Raw genomic sequence first — 19944 nt, 5'->3', positions numbered from 1 at the left:
AGTATAGCGGTCCCTCTGCGGGGGTGTCAACGGCGGCGGGGCAGTTTTGGCACAAGGCACAAATCCCCCTGGGCAAACCGGACAAATCGGCCACCGCCCCTTCGGCAAATTGCGCGGGGGTACCGGCGCATACTGGTGGGGAATGGGAGGTGCCTGCAAATGGAAAAGACAGTTGTGATCGCCGGGGGCGGCTGGGGCGGCTGCGCCGCAGCCTGCAGCGTCCGCCGGGCCGGGGCGCGGGCGGTGCTGTTGGAGCGCACCGACATGCTGCTGGGGACTGGGCTGGTGGGGGGGATCATGCAGAACAACGGCCGCCTCGCCGCAGCGCTGGAGATGGAGGCCCTGGGGGCGGGGGAGCTCTTCGCCCTCACCGACCGCTGCGCCCGGCACCGGAACGTCTCCTTCCCCGGCCACGCCCACGCCACCCTCTACGATGTGGGGCTGGTTCCGGGAGAGGTGCTCCGGCACCTGCGCTCCCTGGGGGTAGAGGTGGTCTTTCAGGCCCGGGTGAGTGGGGTCGAGCGAGAGGGGGACTGCCTGCAGGCGGTGCTCTGCAGCGACGGCCGACGCTTCCCCGCCGACGCCTTTGTCGACGCCACCGGCACCGCCGGGCCGATGGTCAACTGCCAGCGCTACGGAAACGGCTGTGCCATGTGCATCCTGCGCTGCCCCAGCTTCGGGGGGCGGGTCAGCCTCACCGGCCTCTGCGGGGTGGCCGAATGGGTGGGGGAGAAGGCGGGCGGCGGGCCCGGCGCCATGAGCGGTTCCTGCAAGCTGCACAAGGGCTCCCTAAGCCGGCTGCTGCAGGAGAAGCTGGAGCGGGACGGGGTGGCGGTGATCCCCCTGCCCCCGCCGCTGCGGGAGGACCACCTCGCCCAAAAGGCCTGCCAGCAGTATGCGCAGGCCAGCTACCGCGACAACCTCGTCCTGCTGGACACCGGCCACGCCAAGCTGATGACCCCCACCTTCCCCCTGGAAAAGCTGCGGCAGGTGCCGGGGTTTGAAAACGCCCGCTACGAGGACCCCTACGCCGGGGGGAAGGGGAACTCCCTCCGCTTTTTCGCCATGGCCCCCCGGGACGACGCCCTGCGGGTGGAGGGGGTGGAGAACCTCTACTGTGCCGGCGAAAAGGCCGGGCTGTTGGTGGGGCACACCGAGGCCATCGTCACCGGCACCCTGGCGGGGCACAACGCCGCCCGCCAGTTGACAGACCGACCGCCGCTGGTCCTCCCCCGCGCCCTGGCGGTGGGGGAGGCGATCGCCTATGTGAGAGAGCAGATGGCCACCGGCGAGGGCCGGCGGAAGAAATACACCTTTTCCGGCTCGGTCCTCTGGGAGCGGCTGGGGCAGCTGGGCCTCGGCTCGGTGGACGGCGGAGAGATCGCCGAGCGGGTCGCGCGCACCGGTTTGACCGGCGTCTTTGCAGAATAGAATATTCCTATTTGTATAATCACAATAAAATACAACAAAAGGGCCGGAAGGAACATTCCTTTCGGCCCTTTTCGCGCGGTCATTTCCGCTGATCCCTCTATTCGCAGCGGGGCAAGACCCGCACCCGGACGACCCCTTCGATGGCCCGGATTGCCCCCTCTACCGGCTCCGGCAGCTCGTCGGCCAGGTCCAGCATGGTGTAGGCGTATTCGCCGCGGGACTTGTTGACCAGGTTTTCGATGTTCAGCCCCGCCCCGCTGAGGGCGCTGGAGATCTGGGTGATCATGGCGGGGATGTTTCTGTGGATGACGCAGACCCGCACCCGGCCCGAGCGGGCCATCCGGCAGGTGGGCAGGTTGACCGCGTTCTTGATGTTCCCGTTTTCCAGGTAGTCCATCAGCTCCCGGGCGGCCATCACCGCACAGTTGTCCTCGCTCTCGGGGGTGGAGGCGCCCAGGTGGGGGAGAACGACGACCCCCTCGACCCCCAGCAGTTCCTCCTGGGCAAAGTCGGTCACGTAGCAGGCGACCTTTCCCCCCTCGACGGCCGCGAGGAGGGCCGGGGTCTCCACCAGTTCGCCCCGGGCGAAGTTGAGCAGCCGCACCCCGTCCTTCATCTGCGCCAGGGCGGCGGCGTCGACCATCCCCTTGGTGTCGGCGGTGTAGGGGACGTGCAGAGTGATGTAGTCGCTTTTTTGGTAGACCTCTTCCAGGCTGACGGCGTGGGCGATCTGGCGGGAGACCTTCCAAGCGGCCTCCACCGACATGTAGGGGTCGTAGCCGATGACCTCCATCCCCAGGTGGCGGGCGGTGTTGGCCACCTGGATGCCGATGGCCCCCATCCCGATGACGCCCAGGGTCTTGCCGCCCAGCTCGGGGCCGATAAAGGCCTTCTTCCCGGCCTCCACCCGCTTCTGCAGATCCGCCTCCCCCTTGAGCCCCTGCACCCAGGCGAGGGCGGCGGGGATCTTGCGGGAGGCCAGCAGCAGGGCGCAGAGGACCATCTCCTTCACCGCGCCGGCATTGGCGCCGGGGGTGTTGAAGACGGCGATCCCCCGGCGGCTGCACTCCTCCACCGGGATATTGTTCACCCCCGCGCCCGCCCGGCCGATGGCGGCCAGGCAGGGGTCAAAGGGGTACTGGTGCAGGTCTGCCGAGCGGCAGAGCAGGGCGTCGGGCCGCTCGGCGCCGTCGTCCAGGACAAAGTGGGCGGGGTCAAAGGCGCGAAGGCCCGCGGGGCTGATTTGGTTGAGGGTTTTTACAGTATACATCAATATGCGCTTCCTCTCTCATCTGTCTGATTTTGGGGTGCTGTGTTTGCCGCACCGGCGACCGGCGCGGCGGGGTGAGGTGGGGTGCTGTCGGGGGACAAAAAGGGGGCGCTTCGCCCTGCGGCCAAGCACCCCCTGCCAAATTTAGCGGTGATCCGACTCAAACGCCTGCATAAACGCCACCAACTTTTTCACGCCCTCGATCGGCATGGCGTTGTAGATGGAGGCCCGCATCCCGCCCACCGAGCGGTGTCCCTTGAGGTTGACCAGCCCGGCCTGCTCCGCCTCTTTCACAAAGGCGGCGTCCAGCGCCGGGTCGCCGGTGACAAAGGGCACGTTCATCAGGGAGCGGTCCTCCCCCTGTACAGTGGGGGAGAAGAGACGGCTCTGGTCGAGGTAGTCGTAGAGCAGCTCCGCCTTCTCGCGGTTTCGCTGCGCCATCTGCGCCAGGCCGCCCATGGGGCCCTGCAGCCAGTCGAGGACCAGCTTGCAGATGTAGATGGCGTAGGTAGGCGGGGTGTTGTACATGGAGCCCGCCTCGGCGTGGGTCTTGTAGTCAAACATGATGGGGGTCTTTTCCATGGCGTGGCCGATCAAATCCTCCCGGATGATGACCACCGTCAGGCCGGCGGGGCCCATGTTCTTCTGGGCGCCGGCGTAGATGAGGCCGAATCGGGAGATGTCCACCGGCTCGCTGAGGATGGAGGAGGACATGTCCGCCACCAGCGGCACGCTGCCGGACACCGGCAGGGTGCGGGGGGAAAAGGTGGTGCCGTAGATGGTGTTGTTGTAACAGATGTGCAGGTAGTCGGCCGCTGGGTCGAGCTGGGCGGGGTCCACCTGGGGGATATAGCTGTAGGTGCGGTCCTCTGAGCTGGCCACCACCCGGCACTCGCCGTAGACGCGGCCCTGCTGCCAGGCTTTTTGGGCCCACTGGCCGGTGATGACATAGTCGGCCTTGCCTGAACGGGTGAGCAGGTTTAGAGGTACCATGGCGAACTGGCTGGACGCGCCCCCCTGCAAAAACAGGACCCTGTACCCCTCGGGGATGGAGAGCGCGCGGCGCAGAGAGGCCTCGCAGTCGCCGATGATCTGCTCAAAGGCACTAGATCGGTGGGACATCTCCATAACTGACTGGCCGGAAGACCCGTAACAGAGCATCTCTGAAGAAGCCCGCTCCAATACCCACTCGGGCAGCATAGACGGGCCTGCGCTGAAGTTGTACACGCGGTTGGTTGCCATTGATGTCCCTCCTAAAAAAGTGATGGAGTGCGCGGCTCCGCCCGCTCCCGACGGGGCGGGGATGGCGGGGCCGGTCCTCTGTCCCGGGCGGCCTTTCCGCCCGGGGGTTGTTCCCTATTATACGGTGGGCCGATTCCACCGTCCATCCGCTTTCTCCCTAAAAAAGCCCTCACATTTCGCCCGCATTCCAGACAATTCGTTCACAGTCTGTGCAAATCTGTCCTTCACAGACGGACTTTCCCGTTTGACCCCCATCTCTGTCCGCAACAAAAAGACAGCCCCCCCGAGGGAGGGCTGTTTTTTCCCGGGCTGTCTTTTTTATCACGGCGTCCGCCGCAGCCGCATCACCGCTTCGCCCCCGGTGTCCCGCTCGCCCGTGGACACAAAGCCAAAGGACTCGTACAGGGCGAGGGCCTGCCGGTTGTCGTCAAACAGGCTGAGGTAGATGCTGTCGCACCGGTACTCCGCAAAGAGCCGCTCCAACAGCAGCCCCAAAAAGGCGCGGCCGTAGCCCCTGCCCTGGTAGGCGCGGTCGATGAGCAGCCGGTCCAGCCAGATCCGCCGATGGTTGCGAAAGCGGCCGTACATGGCAAAGCCCACCACCTGCCCGCCGTCGCAGAGGGCCACCGGCCGCCAGGTGGGCTCCTCCGCCGCCTCGGCCAGGCACTGGGCGGTGGTCTCGATAAACCCCTCCTGCCCGGGGGCCACCCGCAGGGCGAGCACCGCGGGCAGGCATTCTGCCGTGACCGGCCGGATCGCCAGCGCCCCTCCACCGGCCCCTTCTCTCCCCGGCCTCACAGCGCAAAGGCCTCGCAGATGCGGTCGGCCGCCTCCTCGGGGGAGAGGGCGGTGTTGTCCAGCCGCAGGTAGTGCGGCCAGTCGATCTCCCCCGGCAGGGAGTTCAGCCGGTGCGCCCCCTCCAACTGGCAAAACAGGGCCTCCGACTGCCGGAGATCGCGCTTGGAGGGCTTGTGGAGCAGCCGGTTTTCGCTGCGGTTTCGCGCCAGCCGCACCGCCCGGTCCGCCGCCAGCTCCACCAGATAGACGGGCGCGCCCCGCCCCTCAAACAGCGCCCGCACCCGCTCGATATAGGCCCGGTCCTCGGGGGCATCAAAGGCCCACATATAGGTGAAGATCAGCCCGGCGGCGTCGGTCTGGGAGAAGGCGTCGAACACCTGCCAGCGGAACTGGTCGCTCAAGGGTCCCCAGATGTCGGGCCGGTCGGGGAAGAGGTGGAGCAGCGGCTCCAAGCTCTCGTGGTTGTGAAAGAGGCGCAGGCCGGTGCGCCGCTCCAGGGCCTGGCCCACCGTCATCTTTCCCACCGCGTGGGGGCCCGTCAAAATCACCAGTTTCACCGCTACACCTCCCGGCAGGGGGTCCATTCCCAGCTGCCCTCCATGGCCGAGTCCAGCCTCGCCCCGCAAAACTGGCAGTTGCCCCCGTGGACGGCGGGGATGGGGCCGCCGCAGCGGGGGCAGACCTCCGGCGTCTCCCCCTGTCCAAAGCCCGGGGCCTGGTAGCGGTAGTCCACCTCAAACTTGCGCTCCCGCTGGCCGTCCTTCACCCCGCACTGAAAGGTGATGACCCGCCGCTCCGCCCGCCGGTCGTAGCCGCTGATGACCGTCTTGCGGACGGTGCCGCCGGGGCAGGCGCGGCGCACCGCACTCTCGGCCAATTCCTTGGCGCGGGCGATGTTGAAGCCGGTGAAATCCCGCTGGATCTGCGGGCCGTAGATGCTGTCGCCATTTTGCAGGGAGCGGGGCTCGGGGGGGAGTTCGCCCTCCTGCCCCACCGCCGCGCGGATGACGTCGGCAGCCAGACCGACCGCCGAGTGGCGCACCCCCCACCAGAGCCGCTGCAGCCCCTTCACCGCCGCAAAAAGCAAGATAGCAACCGCCACCAGGGCCAGCAGGACCCAACCCCATCCGGGCATCGCCGCACACTCCTCTCCCGCACCCAAGCCTCTGCGGCCGGGCGCGCAGGCGGCGCCATGCCGCCCGCTCTTTTCTCTATGATACCACAGCCGGCCGCCCTTCGGGAAGGGTCAGCGGCCGCCAAAGACCCGTTTTTCCAGGGCGCGCACCGCCCGCTCCCCCGTCAGGCCGTCGGGGGGCCAGAAGGGGACGGAGGCGGACATCCCCAGCCGGCGGGCGATCTCGGCCAGGGCCGGGCCGTAGCCCGCCGCCGGACTGTGCAGCCAGACCCAGCGCTCCCCCGGCTCCCCGCTGGGATAGCCATCCGCCCTCACCTCGCCGTCCGCCCCCTGCCGGACGGCCTCGGCCTGCTTTTCGGGCAGGAGGGCGAGCCAGCCCAGCACCGCCCCCTCGCCCCTCGCCCCGCCAGGGGAGAAGCGGTAGTGCCGGTGGGGGAGGGCGCGGGTCGCCCGGCGCAGCGCCTCCTCCCCCGGCCGCAGGCCGGGGCCATAGCTGATCTGCAGCCCCTCCCGGTCGAGAAAGTAGCAAAACCCGGCGGCCCCGACCCCGTCCAGGAGGGAGCGGGCGGCCCGCTCCCCCTCCGGCGAGAGGGGGACCGACCACAGAACGTCGTCCCCCGTCTGTGTGCAGACCGCCGCGCCACCCAGCACGGCCAGGGGGGCGGTGAGAGGGACCCCCGCCAACCGGCCCAGCGCCACCGAGGGGGAGAGGGCGGTGCAGACGGCCAAGGGGGTCCCCCTCTCGCAGAGCCGGGTCAGCCGCACCCGCACCGCGGGGGAGAGCGTCCCTCCCGGCGCCAACTGCCCTTCCAGGTCGGCCGCCAACAGGCAATCGCCGCCCCGGCGGGGCAGGCGGATGCCGCCCACCGCCAGCGCCACCAGAATGCCGATGAGGGTGTCCACAATTCGGTTGAAGGCGAAGAGATAGGGGTTTTCATCCCCGCCGTGACTGACGGTGACGCTCATAAACACCACGCAGGAGAGATAGGCGGACCCCGGCTTTTTGAGGACCACCGTCAGGGAGAGCAGGGGGATGAGACAGGCCGCCACCAGGGCGTACCACCCCAGGGCGGGGATGGACGGGAACCAACTGCGCTCCGCCGCCAGCACCAGCATCCCCGCCAAGCCGCCCAGAAAGGTGGCCACCGTTCGCTCCCGGGCCTTTTGGGTGCTGCTCTGCCAGCTGGGCTGCAGGCAGAGCACCGCCGCAATGGCCGAGTAAAAGGGGATCCCCCCGCCCCGGAAGGCGTCGATCGCAAAACAGAGAAAGACCGCCACCGCGGTCTTGACCATCCGCATCCCCACCCGGGGCGGGGCCAGCCGTTCACGCACGGTACCAGCCCTTGAGGACACAGCTGTCCAGCAGGTGCCCCTCCATCGCCCGGTAGAGTTCACCGTAGAGAAAGCCCTGTTCCAGGGGGAGGAGGCAGTCCAGGGCGTAGACGCGCAGTTCGTACTGGTGGGGGCAGTCGGGCGGCGCCATGCCGCCGTAGCCGGTGCAGTCCTCCAACGGCAGGCCCTCGCTGATCCAGCTGTTGACCCCCTGCACAAAGTCGCGGGCGGAGACGCTCTCGTTCTCCTCGAGAAAGTCGCGCTGCAGGTTGGCCGCCGTCCAGTGGATCCAGGAGAAGCCGGGGGTCACCGCAAAGGCGTCCCGGTCCTCCAGCACCAGGGCGTAGCTCTGGGTGCCCTGCGGCGGCTCGCAGATCTGCAGGGGGAGGGAGTAGGTGGGCACCTCCCCCGGGCCAAACTGCTCCCCCCGCTTGCCGAAGCGGTCGGCAATGACCCCCTCCACCACGCCGCTGCTGATCACAACCATCGTGCCCACTCCCTTTCCGGCGCTGCCGCGCCCTGTTTTTCCGCCCTCTATTATACCCCGCCGACTCTCAAAAGAGAAGGGGGCGGACGGCGGCGAAGCAGAGAGCAGGGCGAGAACGAGGCAGGGAGTCGGAGCGAGGGGAAGACACGGCAGAGACAAAGTGGGACGAAAGAAAGGCAAAGGGAGGGGAGGACTGGGCGGAGCAGGGAAAAGGAAGTGGGACAAAACGAGAGCAGCGTGCGGTGGAGCGGGGCAAAACGGGGCGGGACGAGGGGAGGTAGGGCAAAATCGAGACGGGAGCAGAGCGAAGGGCAAGGCGGGGCAACGCGAGATGGGCGAAAAAATCGCAGGGGGAGGCGGGAGTGGGGCGGCCGCAGGGCGAGGGCAAAACGCGGCAGGGGGAGGAGGCGCCCTGCCGGGCGACCCGTGCCCTCCCCCACCGGCACCACCGCTTCTCCCCCGGCGGGGCGAGGGGCGGAGGGGGGGAAAGCGGGATGGAGGAGAGCGGGAAAAGGGCGGCGAGGGGAAACAAAAAAAGAGGCGCGGCCGGATGGCCGCGCCTCTTGGCAGGCGGAAAACTAATCCTGGAATTTGATGACGGTGTCCAGGGCCAGCTGCAGCATGGTGTTCAGGGTCAGCTCGCGCTCCTCGGGGGTCAGGTTTCCACTGGGGTGGTCGGTGACGGTGAGGATGGTCAGGGCGCGAACGTGCTCGCGGGCGGCGATGGTGTACAGGGCAGCGCCCTCCATCTCGCCGGCCAGAACGCCGTACTCGGTGAAGCGGTCGGACTTCTCGTCGTGCTCGCCGTAGAACATGTCGCCGGAGGAGATGTTGCCGACCTTCACGTCGACGCCGGTCTCTTTGGCGGTGTAGTAGGCAGCGCGGATGAGCTCGAAGTCAGCGGTGGGGCAGTAGATGCCCTTGAAGACATGGTGGTTGAAGTCGTTGTCGGTGCAGGCGCCCATCCCCAGGACGACGTCTTTCAGGCCGACATGATCCTGCATGGCGCCGCAGGTGCCCACGCGGATCAGGTTCTTCACGCCATACTCTCTGATCAGCTCGTTGGCATAGATGCTGATGGAGGGAATGCCCATGCCGGTGCCCATGGCGGAGACTTTCTTGCCCTTGTAGGTGCCGGTGAAGCCCCACATACCGCGCACGTCGTTGAATTTGACGGGGTTCTCGAAGAAGGTGTCGGCAATGTACTTCGCTCTTCTGGGATCGCCGGGGAGCAGGATGCTTTCAGCAATATCGCCGGGTTTGGCGCCAATATGTAAACTCATAATCGAATTCCTCCCTTTTTATGTTGTCTTAAAACGCGATAGCGGTGTCGAGGGCGACCTCGAACATATTCTTGAGGCCCTTCTCTTTCTCTTCGTAGGTCAGGTCTCTGTCGATGAACGGGCCATCGCTGACCGACAGCATAGTCAGGGCTCTGCAGCGGTACTTGGCGGCGATGGTGTACAGGGCGGCGCCCTCCATCTCGCCGGCAATCACGCCGTACTTCTTCCACATCTCGGAATCCTCTTTTTTGTTCTCGCCGTAGAACATATCGCTGGACAGGATCAGGCCGGTGTAGGTCTTGATCTCTCTCTCCTTGGCGATCTCGTAGGCCTTGTTGAGCAGCTCAAAATCGGCAGTGGGAGCAAAGTCGCCGTTGAAGATGTGGCGGTTGATGCCGCTGGTGGTGCAGGCGCCGGTGCCCAGGATCAGATCCATCAACTGCATATCGGGCAGCATGCCGCCGCAGGTGCCGATGCGGATGAGGGTCTTGACGCCGTAGAATTTCATCAGCTCGGTGACATAGATGGAGACCTGGGGCATGCCCATGCCGGTGCCCATGACCGAGACCTTCTCGCCCTTGTAGGTGCCGGTGAAGCCCAGGGCCCCACGGACCTCGTTGAACTGCTCGGCGTTCTCGAGCATGTTTTCGGCGATGTATTTCGCCCGGAGCGGATCGCCAGGCAGAAGAATGCGGGGCGCGATCTCAGCTTTTGGATTGATATGCGGTGTAATCTTCATCTCCATTGATTGTTTTCCTCCCTTTGCGGTTTGTTTTTTCCCAAACGGCAACAAACTCCCGGAGGGGCAGATCCCCCCTGGGCAGCAGACCGTTTACCCGGTGCCGCACCCGTTTTCCGGCCCGCCGGCCCCCGGCTAGCAAGGGGCGCTCTTTTCGGCCCGCAAAGGGCATAAAAGGGGCGGAAAGCCGCGCAAAACGCTTCCACACGACTGTCTGGATTGGTACAACATCCTACTGTGTATGATACAACATTTGCCGGCATTTGTTAAGAGAAGTTTTGTTTCCATGGGGCGATTTGTGCCTTTCCATAACAATCCCCTTTTAAATTTATGCACTTCTCCTAGAAGATTCAAAAACGCAACCGCATGCACAAATCCTCCCCTCCACTTTTGGCCCTTTTTGCAGAAAAAAATTTCCCTGTGTGGACGGCCGTCCTTTCCCTGAGGGGCAATTTTTGCTATACTTTTTTTAAACACCGGCGCCGCGGCGGAGAGGGGATGGACCCCCGCCCCCGGGGCCCGGGCGAGACGGGCGACCGGCTGACGGCCGGCGCCAGAAGAGAAAGGGAGAATCGTTATGGAGCGCAAAACCGTACTCACCGAACAGGCGCCGGCCCCCATCGGGCCCTATGTGCAGGCCGTCATGACGGGGGAGAGTCTCTACATCTCCGGCCAGCTGGGCATCGACATGCAGACCGGGGAGATGCCCGCCGGGGTGGCCGAACAGGCCGAGTGCTCGCTGAAAAACCTCTGCGCCATCCTCGCCGCCGAGGGGATGAGCACCGCCAACCTGGTCAAGACCACCATCTTTTTGACCGACATGGGCAACTTTGCCGCGGTCAACGAAGTCTACGCCAAGTACTTCGACGGGGCCTTCCCCGCCCGCTCCTGCGTGGCGGTGGCCGCCCTGCCCAAGGGCGGTCTGGTGGAGATCGAAGCCGTCGCCGTGCGCGGCTGATCCCCGCGAAAAAAGGCCCCCGCCTCAAGGCGGGGGCCTTTTCTATTTGTCGCTTTGGCACCCCCAGTTCCCGATTTTACCGGGAGTGTCAAATCGCTCTCGCAGAAGACCGCCTGAAAGGAAGGGCACAGAAGACGCAAAGGCGGCAGAAAATAGCGCCTATATCACCGGTGACAGTGCGCGCCATGCGATAAAATTCCAATGCCCCTCGTGGGGTCCCCCCTGTGCGGCCCCTTTTTAGGGCCGGTGCGCACCGCCTTTTTCGCCAAAGGGGTTGACCGCGGCGGCGCTAGAGGAAGAGATACCAGCTGCCAAAGAGGAGGAGCGCCAGGGCGGCGTCCTGCGTCTGCCCGCTCAGCGCCACCAGCACACAGGCGAGCGCGAGGGCGGCCACGGCCAGCGCCCGCACCGGCCTTTTCGCAGGGCACCGGGAGAGCAGGCGGCCGCTCACCCCGCCCAAAAAGCCGGAGACCAGAAGGCCGGGGCGGGCCAGGTACACCCCCCACAGGGGAAAATGGTACTGCCGCACAAAGGCGGCTGTCAAATCCGGGGAGAGGGCGATGGCCGCAAAGCCCAGCGCCAGGGCGGCCAGGGCGACGGCCACCCCTTTGGCGGGGGACACCGCCTTTGCGGGGGCCCGCCAACAGCTCCCCAGCGCGCAGGCCGAGAACCAGAGCCAGATCGGCCTTGCCAACAACAGCGCGCTGTGAAAGGACATCAGCGGATTGAGGAGGGGGGTGTTTGCCAGCTCGGTAAACGACCCCAGATACCCCGTCAGTGGGGGGAGGGCGAGGAGGAGCGCCAGCAGGCATTGCCACCGCCACCCCTCTCTCCCCCTGGACACGGCCCGGGAAAAGGCGGAGACGAGGAGGGCGCAGAGGAGGTGCAGCGCCACCCACTTGACGACCTGACTCCCGGGAAGGACATAGGGGCGGAGTGCAAAGACGTCCCCCACCGCCGCCACGGCGACGAGCCACCCCGCCAAGAGGAGGAAAACCCGCTGTGCCAGGTTTTCTTTTCTGTTCTGTACAGCACCGTTCATCCCCGTATCCCCCTTTTGCGCTCTCGATCCGTCGGCAGCCGCCCTACTGTCCCCAGGGGCCCCGCTGCCGGTTTTTCTGGTACTGGCGAAAGGCCCTGCGGCTCTCCCGGTATTTCCAGCGGCTTTTGATGCGGCCCCAGAAGTCCCCTCCGAAAAAGAGGATGAGGTTCAAAAAGGCCATGACGATGGACAGCCGGGTCGACCAACTGCCGCCGATGAGGGCGATGCAGTAGTAGAACGCCCCTAAAAAGCCCAGGTACTTCACCTTGATGGGGAGGAGGAAAAAGAGGTTGACCTCGTACTCGGGGTAGACCAGGGCAAAGGCCAGGAAGATGGACATGTTGAGGTAGGCGCTCCACCCCAGGCCGGTGATCATCCCCGAGAGGATGGCCCCCACCGCCCCCACCAGGTAAAAGACGTTAAACTTGAAGCTGCCCCAGCAGGCCTCCAGCCCGTCGCTGAGGACGCAGTAGAAGTAGAGACTCAAGAGGATCCAGACGGTGTTTCCCTGGGGGACGATGAGAAAGCTCACCAGCCGCCAGGCCTGCCCCTGTAAAATCAGTGCCCGGTCAAAGACCAGATAGCCTGAAAAGCCGACCTGGGGCAGCAGCAGGTCGATGAGAAAGACCACCAGCATCAGCCCGGAGAGGTACCACATCAGCCGGGGGATGCAGAAGCGGCCGGCCTTTCGCTCCAGCTTGTCCAGCCAGTTCATCGCCTGCCCTCCCCCAAAAGCCCCCGCAGGGCCGCGGCCTTGAGGATGGCCGCCTGAGTCTTGCCGTCCACCAGTTCGCCCGAGAGGATCTGCTCCGCCGCCCGGCGCAGGGGGAGTTTCTCCACCTCCAAGAACTCGTCCTCGTCCAGGTTTTGCTGGGTGAAGGAGAGCTCCTCCGCCAGGTAGAGGTGGATCACCTCCGACGTGTAGCCGGGGGAGGGGTAGAAGCGGCCCAAGTCGGTGTAGCGGCCGGCCACCGCCCCCAGCTCCTCCTCCAGTTCCCGCTTGCCGCACTCCAGCGGGTCCTCGCCCGGCTCCAACTTGCCGGCGGGGGACTCCCGCACCACTTCTTTGTAGGGGTAGCGGAACTGCCGCACCAGATAGGTGTTCTCCCCGTCAAAGGGGACCACGCAGACCCCGCCGTGGTGGTAGACCACCTCCCGCCGGGTGCGCTTGCCGTTTTCCAACACCACCTCGTCGTCGCAGACGGTGATGATGCGGCCGGAAAACACCGTGTTTTGGGCCGCGGTCGTCTCGTTTAATTTCATGGGACAATCCCTCCATCGCGCATCGAGCTCGGCGGCCAGCCGCCCCCCGCCGGGCAAGTTGCGCCCAGAGGGCGCATATACTGCAGGGAGGTGACGTCATGACCGACCTGTTTTACAAGGAATATCCACAGTATACCACAACCATGGCCCGGTTTGCCAGGATCGCCATCCGCTACCCGGCCGCCAAGGTGTTCTCCATCGGCCGCAGTTGGCTGGGGCGGGAAATCTACGCCATCGGGGTGGGCAACCTGCAGAGCGCCACCTGCATTGTGGGCGGCACCCACGCCACCGAGTACTACGGGGTGCTGGGGTGCTTCCGCTTCTGCGAAGAGGTGCTTGAGAGTTTGGAGAGCGGCACCTTCCCCTATGACACCCCCATGGGCAAGGCCATCGGGGAGCGGGGGCTCCTCTTCATCCCCTGCCTCAACCCCGACGGGCTGGAGCTCTGGGTGGGGGGCGTAGACACCGCCGGCCCCCTGCGCACCTTTGTCTTCGCCCACTGCGGCGGGGACTTGAGCCACTGGCAGGCCAACGCCCGGGGGGTGGACCTCAACCACAACTTCGACGCCGGCTTCGACATCGCCCGCCGCCAGGTGGAGCAGACCGGCATCTACCTGCCGGGGCCCACCAAGTACGGCGGCCCCTTCCCCTTTTCCGAGCCGGAGACCCGGGCCCTGGCCGACTTCTGCCGCCTCTACGCCCCGCGGCAGGTGGTGGCCCTGCACAGCCAGGGGGAGGAGATCTACTACCAGTACGGCCCCCGCACCCCCAAGCAGAGCGCCCTCGTCGCCCAGATGCTGGCCTCGGTGGGGGGCTACCGGGTGGCCCAGCCGGGGGGGACCGCCTCCCACGCCGGGTTCAAGGACTGGTTTATTCAGGAGACCGGCCGCCCCGGCTACACCCTGGAAGTGGGGCTGGGGGAGAACCCGCTGCCCCTGGACGGCTTTGAGGGGGCCTATCAAAAATTGGGGCCGATGCTGGCCGTCCTCTCCATCGCCTAGGCGGACATTTTTGCCCCCTCTCCCTTTGCAAAAACTTCACACATCTGCGGCAAACTGTGCTATGATAGATTCGACCCATTTTGTCTGGGTCCGATTCAATCTGTCATGGCATTTTTGCCGTTGCGGGGAAAAGAAAAAGGCACAGCAACACCCCGCCATACAGGGACGCGCAACAAGGAGGAGACGGGCAATGAACAAAGTCAAAATCACCATCTGCGGCATTGACTACGTGATCGCCGGGAACGAGGACGAGGAGTACGTGCTGAACCTGGCCCGGAAGCTGGACGCCGAGCTGAAGAAGATGATGGCGCAAAACCCCCGCATCTCGGTGATGACCGCCGCGGTGCTGGCGGCGCTGGACCACCTGGACGAGAGCGTCAAGGCCCAGGAGAGCACCGACAACATGCGGCTGCAGATCAAGGACTATTTGGAGGATGCGGCCAAGGCCCGCATCGAGTGCGAGGAGCAGAAGCGGGAGATCGAGCGGCTCAAGCGGGAGATCGCCTCCCTCAAGACCCGGCTGGACATCCAGTGATGGCGCCCATCGAGATCCTCGCCCCCGCCGGGGGGCCCGCCCAGGCCCGGGCGGCCATCCTCAACGGGGCCGACGCCATCTACCTGGGGGCCAAGCAGTTCAGCGCCCGCAGCGGCGCCCAGAACTTTGACGAGGAGGAGCTGGGCCGCACGGTGGACGACTGCCACGGGCGGGGGGTCAAGGTCTACCTGGCCCTGAACACCCTGCTGCGCCAGAGCGAGCTGCCTCAGGCCCTGGAGGTGGTGCGCCAGGCCCACCGGGCGGGGATCGACGCCCTCATCGTGCAGGACCTGGGGCTCGTCTCCCTGGCGCGCCGGGCCTTCCCCGACCTGCCCCTGCACGGCTCCACCCAGATGAGCATCCACTCCCCGGCCGGGGCGCGGCAGTTGGCGCGGCTGGGATTTTCCCGCGCCATCCTGGCGCGGGAACTCTCTTTAATGGAGATCGCCGCCATCGCCCGGGAGGGGGCGCTGGAGCTGGAGGTCTTTATCCACGGGGCGCTGTGCATGTCGGTTTCGGGCCAGTGCCTGATGAGCGCCGTCATCGGCGGGCGCTCAGGCAACCGGGGGGACTGCGCGGGCACCTGCCGGCTGCCCTTCTGCGCCGTCTCCTCGCCGGAGGAGGCGTCCGCCCTCCCCGGAGGGGCCTGCGACCGCTACGATTTGAGCCTGAAGGACCTCTGCGGCATCGACCACCTCCCCCAGCTACAGGCGCTGGGGGTCGCCTCGGTGAAGATCGAGGGGCGGCTCAAGCGGCCGGAGTACGTGGGGCAGGTCACCGCCGCCGTCTGGCGCGCCCGGGCGGGGCAGGGGTATGACAAGGCCCTGCTGCGAGACCTCTTCTCCCGCAGCGGGTTCACCGACGGCTACCTGACCGGCGCCATCGGGCCGCAGATGTTCGGCCACCGGCGAGAGGTCGACGCCAGGGCCAGCCAAAAGGCCCTCTCCCGGCTGGTGGCCGAACCCCTCTTCCCCCGGCGGGAACGGGGGGACAAGCTGCCCCTGCGCGCCCGCTTCACCCTGCGCCGGGGGGAAGGGCTCACCCTGACCGCCCAATGTGGGGAGGCGCAGGCCCAGGGCTCGATCCCCGCCCAGGAGGCAAAAGCCAAGCCCACCGGGCGGGAGGCCCTGATGCGCTGCCTGGAAAAGACTGGCGACACCCCCTTTTCCCTGGCCGAGGGCGACTGCGCGGTGGAGGAGGGGCTCTTTGTCCCCGTCTCAGCCTGCAACGCCCTGCGCCGGCAGGTCTACGGGGAGCTGGCCGAGCGCTGCGCCGCACCGGCTCCCGCGCGGCGGGAGCTGCCGCAGGGGGCGCCCGGCCCGGCGGCAGTTGGCCGCCCGGTTCGAGGCGGTGGAGCAGCTGTTGGCGGCGAGGGAGGTCTGGCCCCTGCTGGACGAGATCCTCCTCCCCCTGCGGGTGCTGGAGGACCGGCGGCTGGCCCCCTTCCTGGACGAGCTGCTGCCCAAACTCACCGGCTGCCTGCCCCGGCTCCTCTTCACCGGCGAGGGGGAGGAGGCCCAGCGGGCCCGCCGCTGGGCGGCCCGGGGCCTGCCCCGGGTCGAGGGGGACAACCTGGCCCACCTGGAACTGCTGCGCGGCTGCGGGGCAGAGGTGACGGCCGGCCCGGGGCTGAGCTGTTTCTCCGGCCCCGCCGCCCTCGCCCTGCAGGGGATGGGGGCCGTGCGGGCGACCCTCTCGCCCGAGGTACAGGCCGCCGAGATCGCCCAGTTCCCCCAGACGGTCTTTCTGCGGGCCCTGGGTTACGGGCGGCTGCCGGTGATGAACCTGCGGGCCTGCCCCCTGCAAAACCGGGGCGGCTGCGCCGCCTGCCGCCGGACCGGCGGGGTGGTGGACCGCACCGGCCGCCTTTTCCCCCTGCTGTGCCAGGGGGGCTGGTCGCAGCTGCTCAACTGCCTTCCCCTGGACATGGGCGACCGGCGGGACGCCCTGGCCCTGGCCGACAGCGAGCTGCTCTGGTTCACCGTCGAGGCCCCGGGGGAAATCGCCCCCACCATCCGCCGCTACGCTGCCGGACAGCGCAGCACCCCCCAGGGCAGGTACACCCGGGGGCTCTATTTCCGGGCGGTCTAGCGCCCGCCACAAGCGAGGAGAGAAGCCATTGGACAAGTTGCAGATCAAACGGCTGCGGGAGGGGGCAAACCTCCCCCGCCGCGCCACCGAATCCAGCGCCGGGTACGACCTGTGCGCCTGCCTGCCCGAGGAGGGGGAGATCACCCTTGCGCCCGGCCAGGCCCACATCTTCCCCACCGGGATCGCCGTGGGGATGCCCCACGGCCAGATGGTGGGGCTCATCTACGCCCGCAGCGGGCTGGCCGTCCGCCACGGGGTGGTGCCCACCAACTGCGTGGGGGTCATCGACGCCGACTACACCGGCGAGCTGCTGGTCTCGCTGCAAAACACCTTTGACACCCCCTACACCGTCCGCCACGGGGACCGCATCGCCCAGCTGGTGCTGACCCCCATCTTCACCCCCCCCATCCAGGAGGTGGAGGAGCTGGCGACCACCGGCCGGGGCGAGGGGCGCTTCGGCTCCACCGGAAAGCGCTAGGGCGCCGTGAGAGAGGGAAACGGGATGTACGACTGCAAACACCTGCACCTGGTGCTGGCCTCCTCCTCGCCCCGGCGGCAGGAGTACCTGCACCTGATCACCGACGACTTTGCCGTCCGCGTCAGCGGGGCCGACGAGACCCTGCCCCGCCCCATGCCCCCGCAGGAGGCGGTGGCCCACCTGGCCCACATCAAGGCCCAGGCGGTGCTGGAGGAGCTGGGAGGCGGCCACACCGTCCTGGGCTGCGACACCCTGGTGGACCTCGACGGCAGGGCCCTGGGCAAACCCCACGGCGAGGAGGGGGCCCGCGCCATGCTGCGCGCCCTCTCGGGGCGGGACCACTGGGTGCACACCGGGGTCTGCCTGCTGCAACAGGGGGAGGATCGCTCGTTTGTGGAGAGCTGCCGGGTGACCTTCCGCCCCCTGGCCGACTGGGAGATCGAGCGGTACCTGGCCACCGGCGAGCCCTTCGATAAGGCCGGGGCCTACGGCATCCAGGGGGCGGCAGCGGCCTTTTGCCGGCGGGTGGAGGGGGATTACTTCACCGTGTTGGGGCTGCCGGTGGCCCATCTCTGCCAGGCGCTGCAGGAGCTGCCCGCGCCAAAATAAGCAGATTTTTGCCCCCGGCCGCTTGCCGGCTGCCCAACCGGGGCATTCTCTCTGGGAAAAAGGGGCCGGCAGGGCCAAATTGTTGGAAAATCTTCATAAAATTCAGTTGAGGTTTGCCCGGCCAGCGTTTATAATAGGAAAAGATATGGCCTGCCTGCATTTTGGCAGGGAGAACCAATTTTTTTGACAACATCAGGCGCCCGCCCGCACTCTTCGGCGCGCGCTTTGAAAGGGGTATTTCCATGTTTTCACGCGATATCGGCATCGACCTGGGCACCGCCAACACCCTCGTCTTCATGCGGGGCAAGGGGATCATCATGCGGGAGCCCTCGGTGGTCGCCGTGGACAAAAAGACCGACACCGTCCGCTTCGTCGGACAGGAGGCCAAAGACGTCATCGGCCGGACCCCCGGCTCCATTGTGGCCGTGCGCCCGCTCAAAGACGGCGTCATCGCCGACTTTGACATCACCACCAGCATGCTGCAGATCTTCATCAAAAAGGTCTTTAACGGCAAGATGTTCGCCCGCCCCCGCATCATCATCTGCATCCCCTCCGGCGTCACCGCGGTGGAGCGCCGCGCCGTGCGGGAAGCCGCCCTCAAGGCCGGCGCCAAGCAGGTGTCGGTGATCGAGGAGCCGATGGCGGCCGCCATCGGCGCCGGGCTGCCGGTGGCCGAGGCCATGGGCAGCATGGTGGTGGACATCGGCGGCGGCACCAGCGAGGTGGCCGTCATCTCCCTGGGGGGCATCGTCTCGGCCAAATCCGTCCGGGTGGGCGGGGACGAGTTCGACTCCTCCATCATCAACTACGTCAAGCGGGCCTACAACCTGCTCATCGGCGAGCGCACCGCCGAGATGATCAAAATCGAGATCGGCTCGGCCTCTTCCTACGAGGGCGAGGGCGAGGTGGAGATCAAGGGCCGCGACCTGGCCGACGGGCTGCCCAAGAACATCTCCCTGAGCGCCAAAGAGGTGCGCGAGGCCCTGGCCGCCCCCCTGCAGGAGGTGGTGGACGCCATCAAGACCACCCTGGAAAAGACCCCTCCCGAGCTGGCCTCCGACATCATCGACCACGGCATCACCCTGACCGGCGGCGGCGCGCTGCTGCGGGGGCTGGACGAACTGGTGACCCGGGAGACCGGGATGCCGGTGCACATTGCCGAAAACCCCCTGGACTGCGTGGCCGAGGGGACCGGCAAGGTGCTGGAAAACCTGGATCTGCTCAAAGAAGTGCTGTCCGACGACGGCGACAGCAGCTACTGATCGGGCGCGCCCCCTTTGAGGGAAGGGGCCGCCGCGGATCGGCGATCCGGCAACCCATGTAAACGGATAGGCGGGAAATGGCGGCCAGGGCGACGAGCGCCCGCTGTCGGCCCGCCTATTTTAGACCGTTTTCCACAACCCGTCGGTAGGAGGGAAGGCCATGCGTGACTTCTTCAAGACCACCCGCTTCAAGGTAATCCTCTGCGTTTTGGCCCTTCTGTTGGGCTTTATGATCCAGGCCGCGTACAGCGGCACCCTCAGCTCGGTGGCGAGCAAGGCCATCGGCTTTGTCTCCACCCCCTTTCAGGCCGTCTCCTCTGCGGTGACCGGCTGGTTCGGCGGCTTCTTTGACCGGCTGACCCTGGCCGACGAGCTGCTGGAGGAGAACACCCAGCTCCAGCAGCAGGTGCGCCAGCTGCAGGGGCAGCTGGCCGACCTGGACCGCTACAAGAGCGAGAACGAGACCTACCGGGAGATGCTGCAGATCCAGGAGGAGCACCCCACCTTTGAGATGGAGGCGGCCAGCGTCATCGCCCGGGATTCCAGCAGCCGCTTCTACTCCTTTAAAATCGACCGGGGCAGCGACCAGGGCATTGCCCTGCAGGACCCGGTCATCACCCAGGCAGGGATGGTGGGGATCATCAGCGAGGTGGGGCCCAACTACGCGGTGGTCACCACCCTGCTGGACCCGGCCTTCAAGGTGGGGGCCACCGCCACCGCCAGCCGGGACCCCGGCATGGTGGAGGGGGATGTGGGCCTCGCCCAGGAGGGGAAGACCAAGCTGCGCTACCTGGCCCCCACCTCAGAGGTGAAGGAGGGCGAACTGGTGATGAGTTCCGATTTGGGGGGCACCTATCCGGCCGACCTGCTCATCGGCACCGTGCTGGAGGTGCAGATGGAGTCCTCCGGCATCTCCAAATACGCGGTGGTGCAGCCGGCGGTCGACCCGTCGGAGGTGACCTCGGTGATGGTGGTCAAGGCCTACTGA

21 protein-coding genes and 1 pseudogene are annotated in these 19944 nt (G+C 66.6%); 10 read left to right on the top strand and 12 right to left on the bottom strand.

All coding sequences use genetic code 11. The annotated features are described in order from the left end of the window. Nucleotides 1-159 precede the first annotated feature (159 nt). Entirely contained in the window at nt 160-1431 is a 1272-nt protein-coding gene (locus BN3266_RS01220; protein ID WP_059003137.1) for an FAD-dependent oxidoreductase, read from the top strand. A 97-nt stretch (nt 1432-1528) separates the two neighbouring features. Here BN3266_RS01220 and BN3266_RS01215 read toward each other — a convergent pair whose 3' ends face one another. The 9 genes from BN3266_RS01215 to deoD (BN3266_RS01175) all read right to left on the bottom strand — a co-directional run bounded on the left by BN3266_RS01215 (nt 1529) and on the right by deoD (BN3266_RS01175) (nt 9711). Continuing rightward, nucleotides 1529-2701 carry a phosphoglycerate dehydrogenase gene (locus tag BN3266_RS01215; protein WP_059003135.1) on the bottom strand — a complete coding sequence of 391 codons (1173 nt, stop codon included), beginning with the start codon at nt 2699-2701 and terminating at the stop codon, nt 1529-1531. A gap of 144 nt (nt 2702-2845) precedes the next feature. Then, nucleotides 2846-3943 carry a 3-phosphoserine/phosphohydroxythreonine transaminase gene (serC, locus tag BN3266_RS01210; RefSeq protein ID WP_059003133.1) on the bottom strand — a complete coding sequence of 366 codons (1098 nt, stop codon included), beginning with the start codon at nt 3941-3943 and terminating at the stop codon, nt 2846-2848. 321 nt (nt 3944-4264) lie between these two features. Continuing rightward, on the bottom strand, nt 4265-4741 hold the full coding sequence (locus tag BN3266_RS01205) for a GNAT family N-acetyltransferase (protein WP_242861697.1): 477 nt from the start codon (nt 4739-4741) through the stop codon (nt 4265-4267). Next, nucleotides 4738-5298, bottom strand: a complete 561-nt coding sequence (locus tag BN3266_RS01200; RefSeq protein WP_059003132.1) for an ATP-binding protein — start codon at nt 5296-5298, stop codon at nt 4738-4740. The genes BN3266_RS01205 and BN3266_RS01200 overlap by 4 nt, the downstream gene beginning before the upstream one ends. Before the next feature lie 2 nt (nt 5299-5300). Further along, nucleotides 5301-5876 carry a hypothetical protein gene (locus BN3266_RS01195; protein ID WP_059003130.1) on the bottom strand — a complete coding sequence of 192 codons (576 nt, stop codon included), beginning with the start codon at nt 5874-5876 and terminating at the stop codon, nt 5301-5303. A 111-nt stretch (nt 5877-5987) separates the two neighbouring features. Next, a complete protein-coding gene (locus BN3266_RS01190) occupies nt 5988-7208 on the bottom strand; it encodes an FUSC family protein (RefSeq protein WP_154668918.1) in 1221 nt (406 codons plus the stop codon). Further along, nucleotides 7201-7695 carry a YbhB/YbcL family Raf kinase inhibitor-like protein gene (locus tag BN3266_RS01185; RefSeq protein WP_059003125.1) on the bottom strand — a complete coding sequence of 165 codons (495 nt, stop codon included), beginning with the start codon at nt 7693-7695 and terminating at the stop codon, nt 7201-7203. The genes BN3266_RS01190 and BN3266_RS01185 overlap by 8 nt, the downstream gene beginning before the upstream one ends. Nucleotides 7696-8273: 578 nt before the next feature. Continuing rightward, the gene (gene deoD, locus BN3266_RS01180) at nt 8274-8978 is read right to left on the bottom strand and encodes a purine-nucleoside phosphorylase (RefSeq protein ID WP_059003122.1); all 705 of its coding nucleotides are present in this window, start codon (nt 8976-8978) and stop codon (nt 8274-8276) included. A 28-nt stretch (nt 8979-9006) separates the two neighbouring features. After that, nucleotides 9007-9711 carry a purine-nucleoside phosphorylase gene (gene deoD / locus BN3266_RS01175; protein ID WP_044991917.1) on the bottom strand — a complete coding sequence of 235 codons (705 nt, stop codon included), beginning with the start codon at nt 9709-9711 and terminating at the stop codon, nt 9007-9009. A 583-nt stretch (nt 9712-10294) separates the two neighbouring features. On the opposite strand from deoD (BN3266_RS01175), the gene BN3266_RS01170 reads away from it, so the two are divergent. Next, nucleotides 10295-10675 (top strand): RidA family protein, encoded by a 381-nt coding sequence (locus BN3266_RS01170; RefSeq protein WP_021658312.1) that lies wholly within the window; start codon nt 10295-10297, stop codon nt 10673-10675. Nucleotides 10676-10964: 289 nt separating this feature from the next. Here the strand turns inward: BN3266_RS01170 and BN3266_RS01165 are convergent, their stop codons facing one another. Genes BN3266_RS01165 through BN3266_RS01155 form a run of 3 tightly spaced genes read right to left on the bottom strand, consistent with a single transcriptional unit; the run spans nt 10965 to nt 12980 of the window. Beyond that, complete coding sequence (locus BN3266_RS01165) at nt 10965-11717, bottom strand: hypothetical protein (protein ID WP_059003120.1); 753 nt, start codon at nt 11715-11717, stop codon at nt 10965-10967. A 43-nt stretch (nt 11718-11760) separates the two neighbouring features. Beyond that, a complete protein-coding gene (locus BN3266_RS01160) occupies nt 11761-12432 on the bottom strand; it encodes a rhomboid family protein (protein WP_059003118.1) in 672 nt (223 codons plus the stop codon). Continuing rightward, on the bottom strand, nt 12429-12980 hold the full coding sequence (locus tag BN3266_RS01155; RefSeq protein ID WP_021658309.1) for an NUDIX domain-containing protein: 552 nt from the start codon (nt 12978-12980) through the stop codon (nt 12429-12431). Before BN3266_RS01155 ends, BN3266_RS01160 begins: the two co-directional genes overlap by 4 nt. 98 nt (nt 12981-13078) lie before the next feature. Between BN3266_RS01155 and BN3266_RS01150 the strand changes: the two genes are divergently transcribed. The 8 genes and pseudogenes from BN3266_RS01150 to mreC all read left to right on the top strand — a co-directional run bounded on the left by BN3266_RS01150 (nt 13079) and on the right by mreC (nt 19944). Further along, the gene (locus BN3266_RS01150) at nt 13079-13981 is read left to right on the top strand and encodes a M14 family zinc carboxypeptidase (RefSeq protein WP_059003117.1); all 903 of its coding nucleotides are present in this window, start codon (nt 13079-13081) and stop codon (nt 13979-13981) included. 190 nt (nt 13982-14171) lie between these two features. Continuing rightward, nucleotides 14172-14516, top strand: a complete 345-nt coding sequence (locus BN3266_RS01145; protein WP_059003115.1) for a cell division protein ZapA — start codon at nt 14172-14174, stop codon at nt 14514-14516. Next, a pseudogene (locus BN3266_RS14490) lies at nt 14516-15772 on the top strand (peptidase U32 family protein); the annotation flags it as partial. The gene BN3266_RS01145 and the pseudogene BN3266_RS14490, both read left to right, overlap by 1 nt. Nucleotides 15773-15845: 73 nt before the next feature. Then, complete coding sequence (locus BN3266_RS13365; protein ID WP_059003110.1) at nt 15846-16607, top strand: hypothetical protein; 762 nt, start codon at nt 15846-15848, stop codon at nt 16605-16607. A gap of 28 nt (nt 16608-16635) precedes the next feature. Then, complete coding sequence (gene dut, locus BN3266_RS01125; RefSeq protein WP_059003108.1) at nt 16636-17085, top strand: dUTP diphosphatase; 450 nt, start codon at nt 16636-16638, stop codon at nt 17083-17085. A 24-nt stretch (nt 17086-17109) separates the two neighbouring features. Further along, nucleotides 17110-17694: a Maf family protein gene (locus tag BN3266_RS01120; protein WP_059003106.1), complete on the top strand. Its 585-nt coding sequence runs from the start codon at nt 17110-17112 to the stop codon at nt 17692-17694. Nucleotides 17695-17936: 242 nt separating this feature from the next. Then, on the top strand, nt 17937-18956 hold the full coding sequence (locus tag BN3266_RS01115; protein WP_021658302.1) for a rod shape-determining protein: 1020 nt from the start codon (nt 17937-17939) through the stop codon (nt 18954-18956). 160 nt (nt 18957-19116) lie between these two features. Then, the gene (gene mreC, locus BN3266_RS01110) at nt 19117-19944 is read left to right on the top strand and encodes a rod shape-determining protein MreC (RefSeq protein WP_059003104.1); all 828 of its coding nucleotides are present in this window, start codon (nt 19117-19119) and stop codon (nt 19942-19944) included.

The sequence above is a fragment of the Bittarella massiliensis (ex Durand et al. 2017) genome (genome assembly GCF_001486165.1).
In the GTDB taxonomy this organism is placed as follows: domain Bacteria; phylum Bacillota; class Clostridia; order Oscillospirales; family Ruminococcaceae; genus Bittarella; species Bittarella massiliensis.
The sequence above is the reverse complement of the archived record's forward strand: the minus strand, read 5'-3'. Positions and strand labels throughout refer to the sequence as shown.

Coding starts and splice junctions, on each gene's coding strand:
- BN3266_RS01165 (WP_059003120.1), bottom strand. CDS start 11,717: ATGAACGGTGCTGTACAGAACAGAAAAGAAAACCTGGCACAGCGGGTT.
- BN3266_RS01120 (WP_059003106.1), top strand. CDS start 17,110: ATGTACGACTGCAAACACCTGCACCTGGTGCTGGCCTCCTCCTCGCCC.
- deoD (WP_059003122.1), bottom strand. CDS start 8,978: ATGAGTTTACATATTGGCGCCAAACCCGGCGATATTGCTGAAAGCATC.
- BN3266_RS01170 (WP_021658312.1), top strand. CDS start 10,295: ATGGAGCGCAAAACCGTACTCACCGAACAGGCGCCGGCCCCCATCGGG.
- BN3266_RS01160 (WP_059003118.1), bottom strand. CDS start 12,432: ATGAACTGGCTGGACAAGCTGGAGCGAAAGGCCGGCCGCTTCTGCATC.
- BN3266_RS01150 (WP_059003117.1), top strand. CDS start 13,079: ATGACCGACCTGTTTTACAAGGAATATCCACAGTATACCACAACCATG.
- serC (WP_059003133.1), bottom strand. CDS start 3,943: ATGGCAACCAACCGCGTGTACAACTTCAGCGCAGGCCCGTCTATGCTG.
- BN3266_RS01145 (WP_059003115.1), top strand. CDS start 14,172: ATGAACAAAGTCAAAATCACCATCTGCGGCATTGACTACGTGATCGCC.
- BN3266_RS01215 (WP_059003135.1), bottom strand. CDS start 2,701: ATGTATACTGTAAAAACCCTCAACCAAATCAGCCCCGCGGGCCTTCGC.
- mreC (WP_059003104.1), top strand. CDS start 19,117: ATGCGTGACTTCTTCAAGACCACCCGCTTCAAGGTAATCCTCTGCGTT.
- BN3266_RS01195 (WP_059003130.1), bottom strand. CDS start 5,876: ATGCCCGGATGGGGTTGGGTCCTGCTGGCCCTGGTGGCGGTTGCTATC.
- BN3266_RS01155 (WP_021658309.1), bottom strand. CDS start 12,980: ATGAAATTAAACGAGACGACCGCGGCCCAAAACACGGTGTTTTCCGGC.
- BN3266_RS01220 (WP_059003137.1), top strand. CDS start 160: ATGGAAAAGACAGTTGTGATCGCCGGGGGCGGCTGGGGCGGCTGCGCC.
- BN3266_RS01185 (WP_059003125.1), bottom strand. CDS start 7,695: ATGGTTGTGATCAGCAGCGGCGTGGTGGAGGGGGTCATTGCCGACCGC.
- BN3266_RS01115 (WP_021658302.1), top strand. CDS start 17,937: ATGTTTTCACGCGATATCGGCATCGACCTGGGCACCGCCAACACCCTC.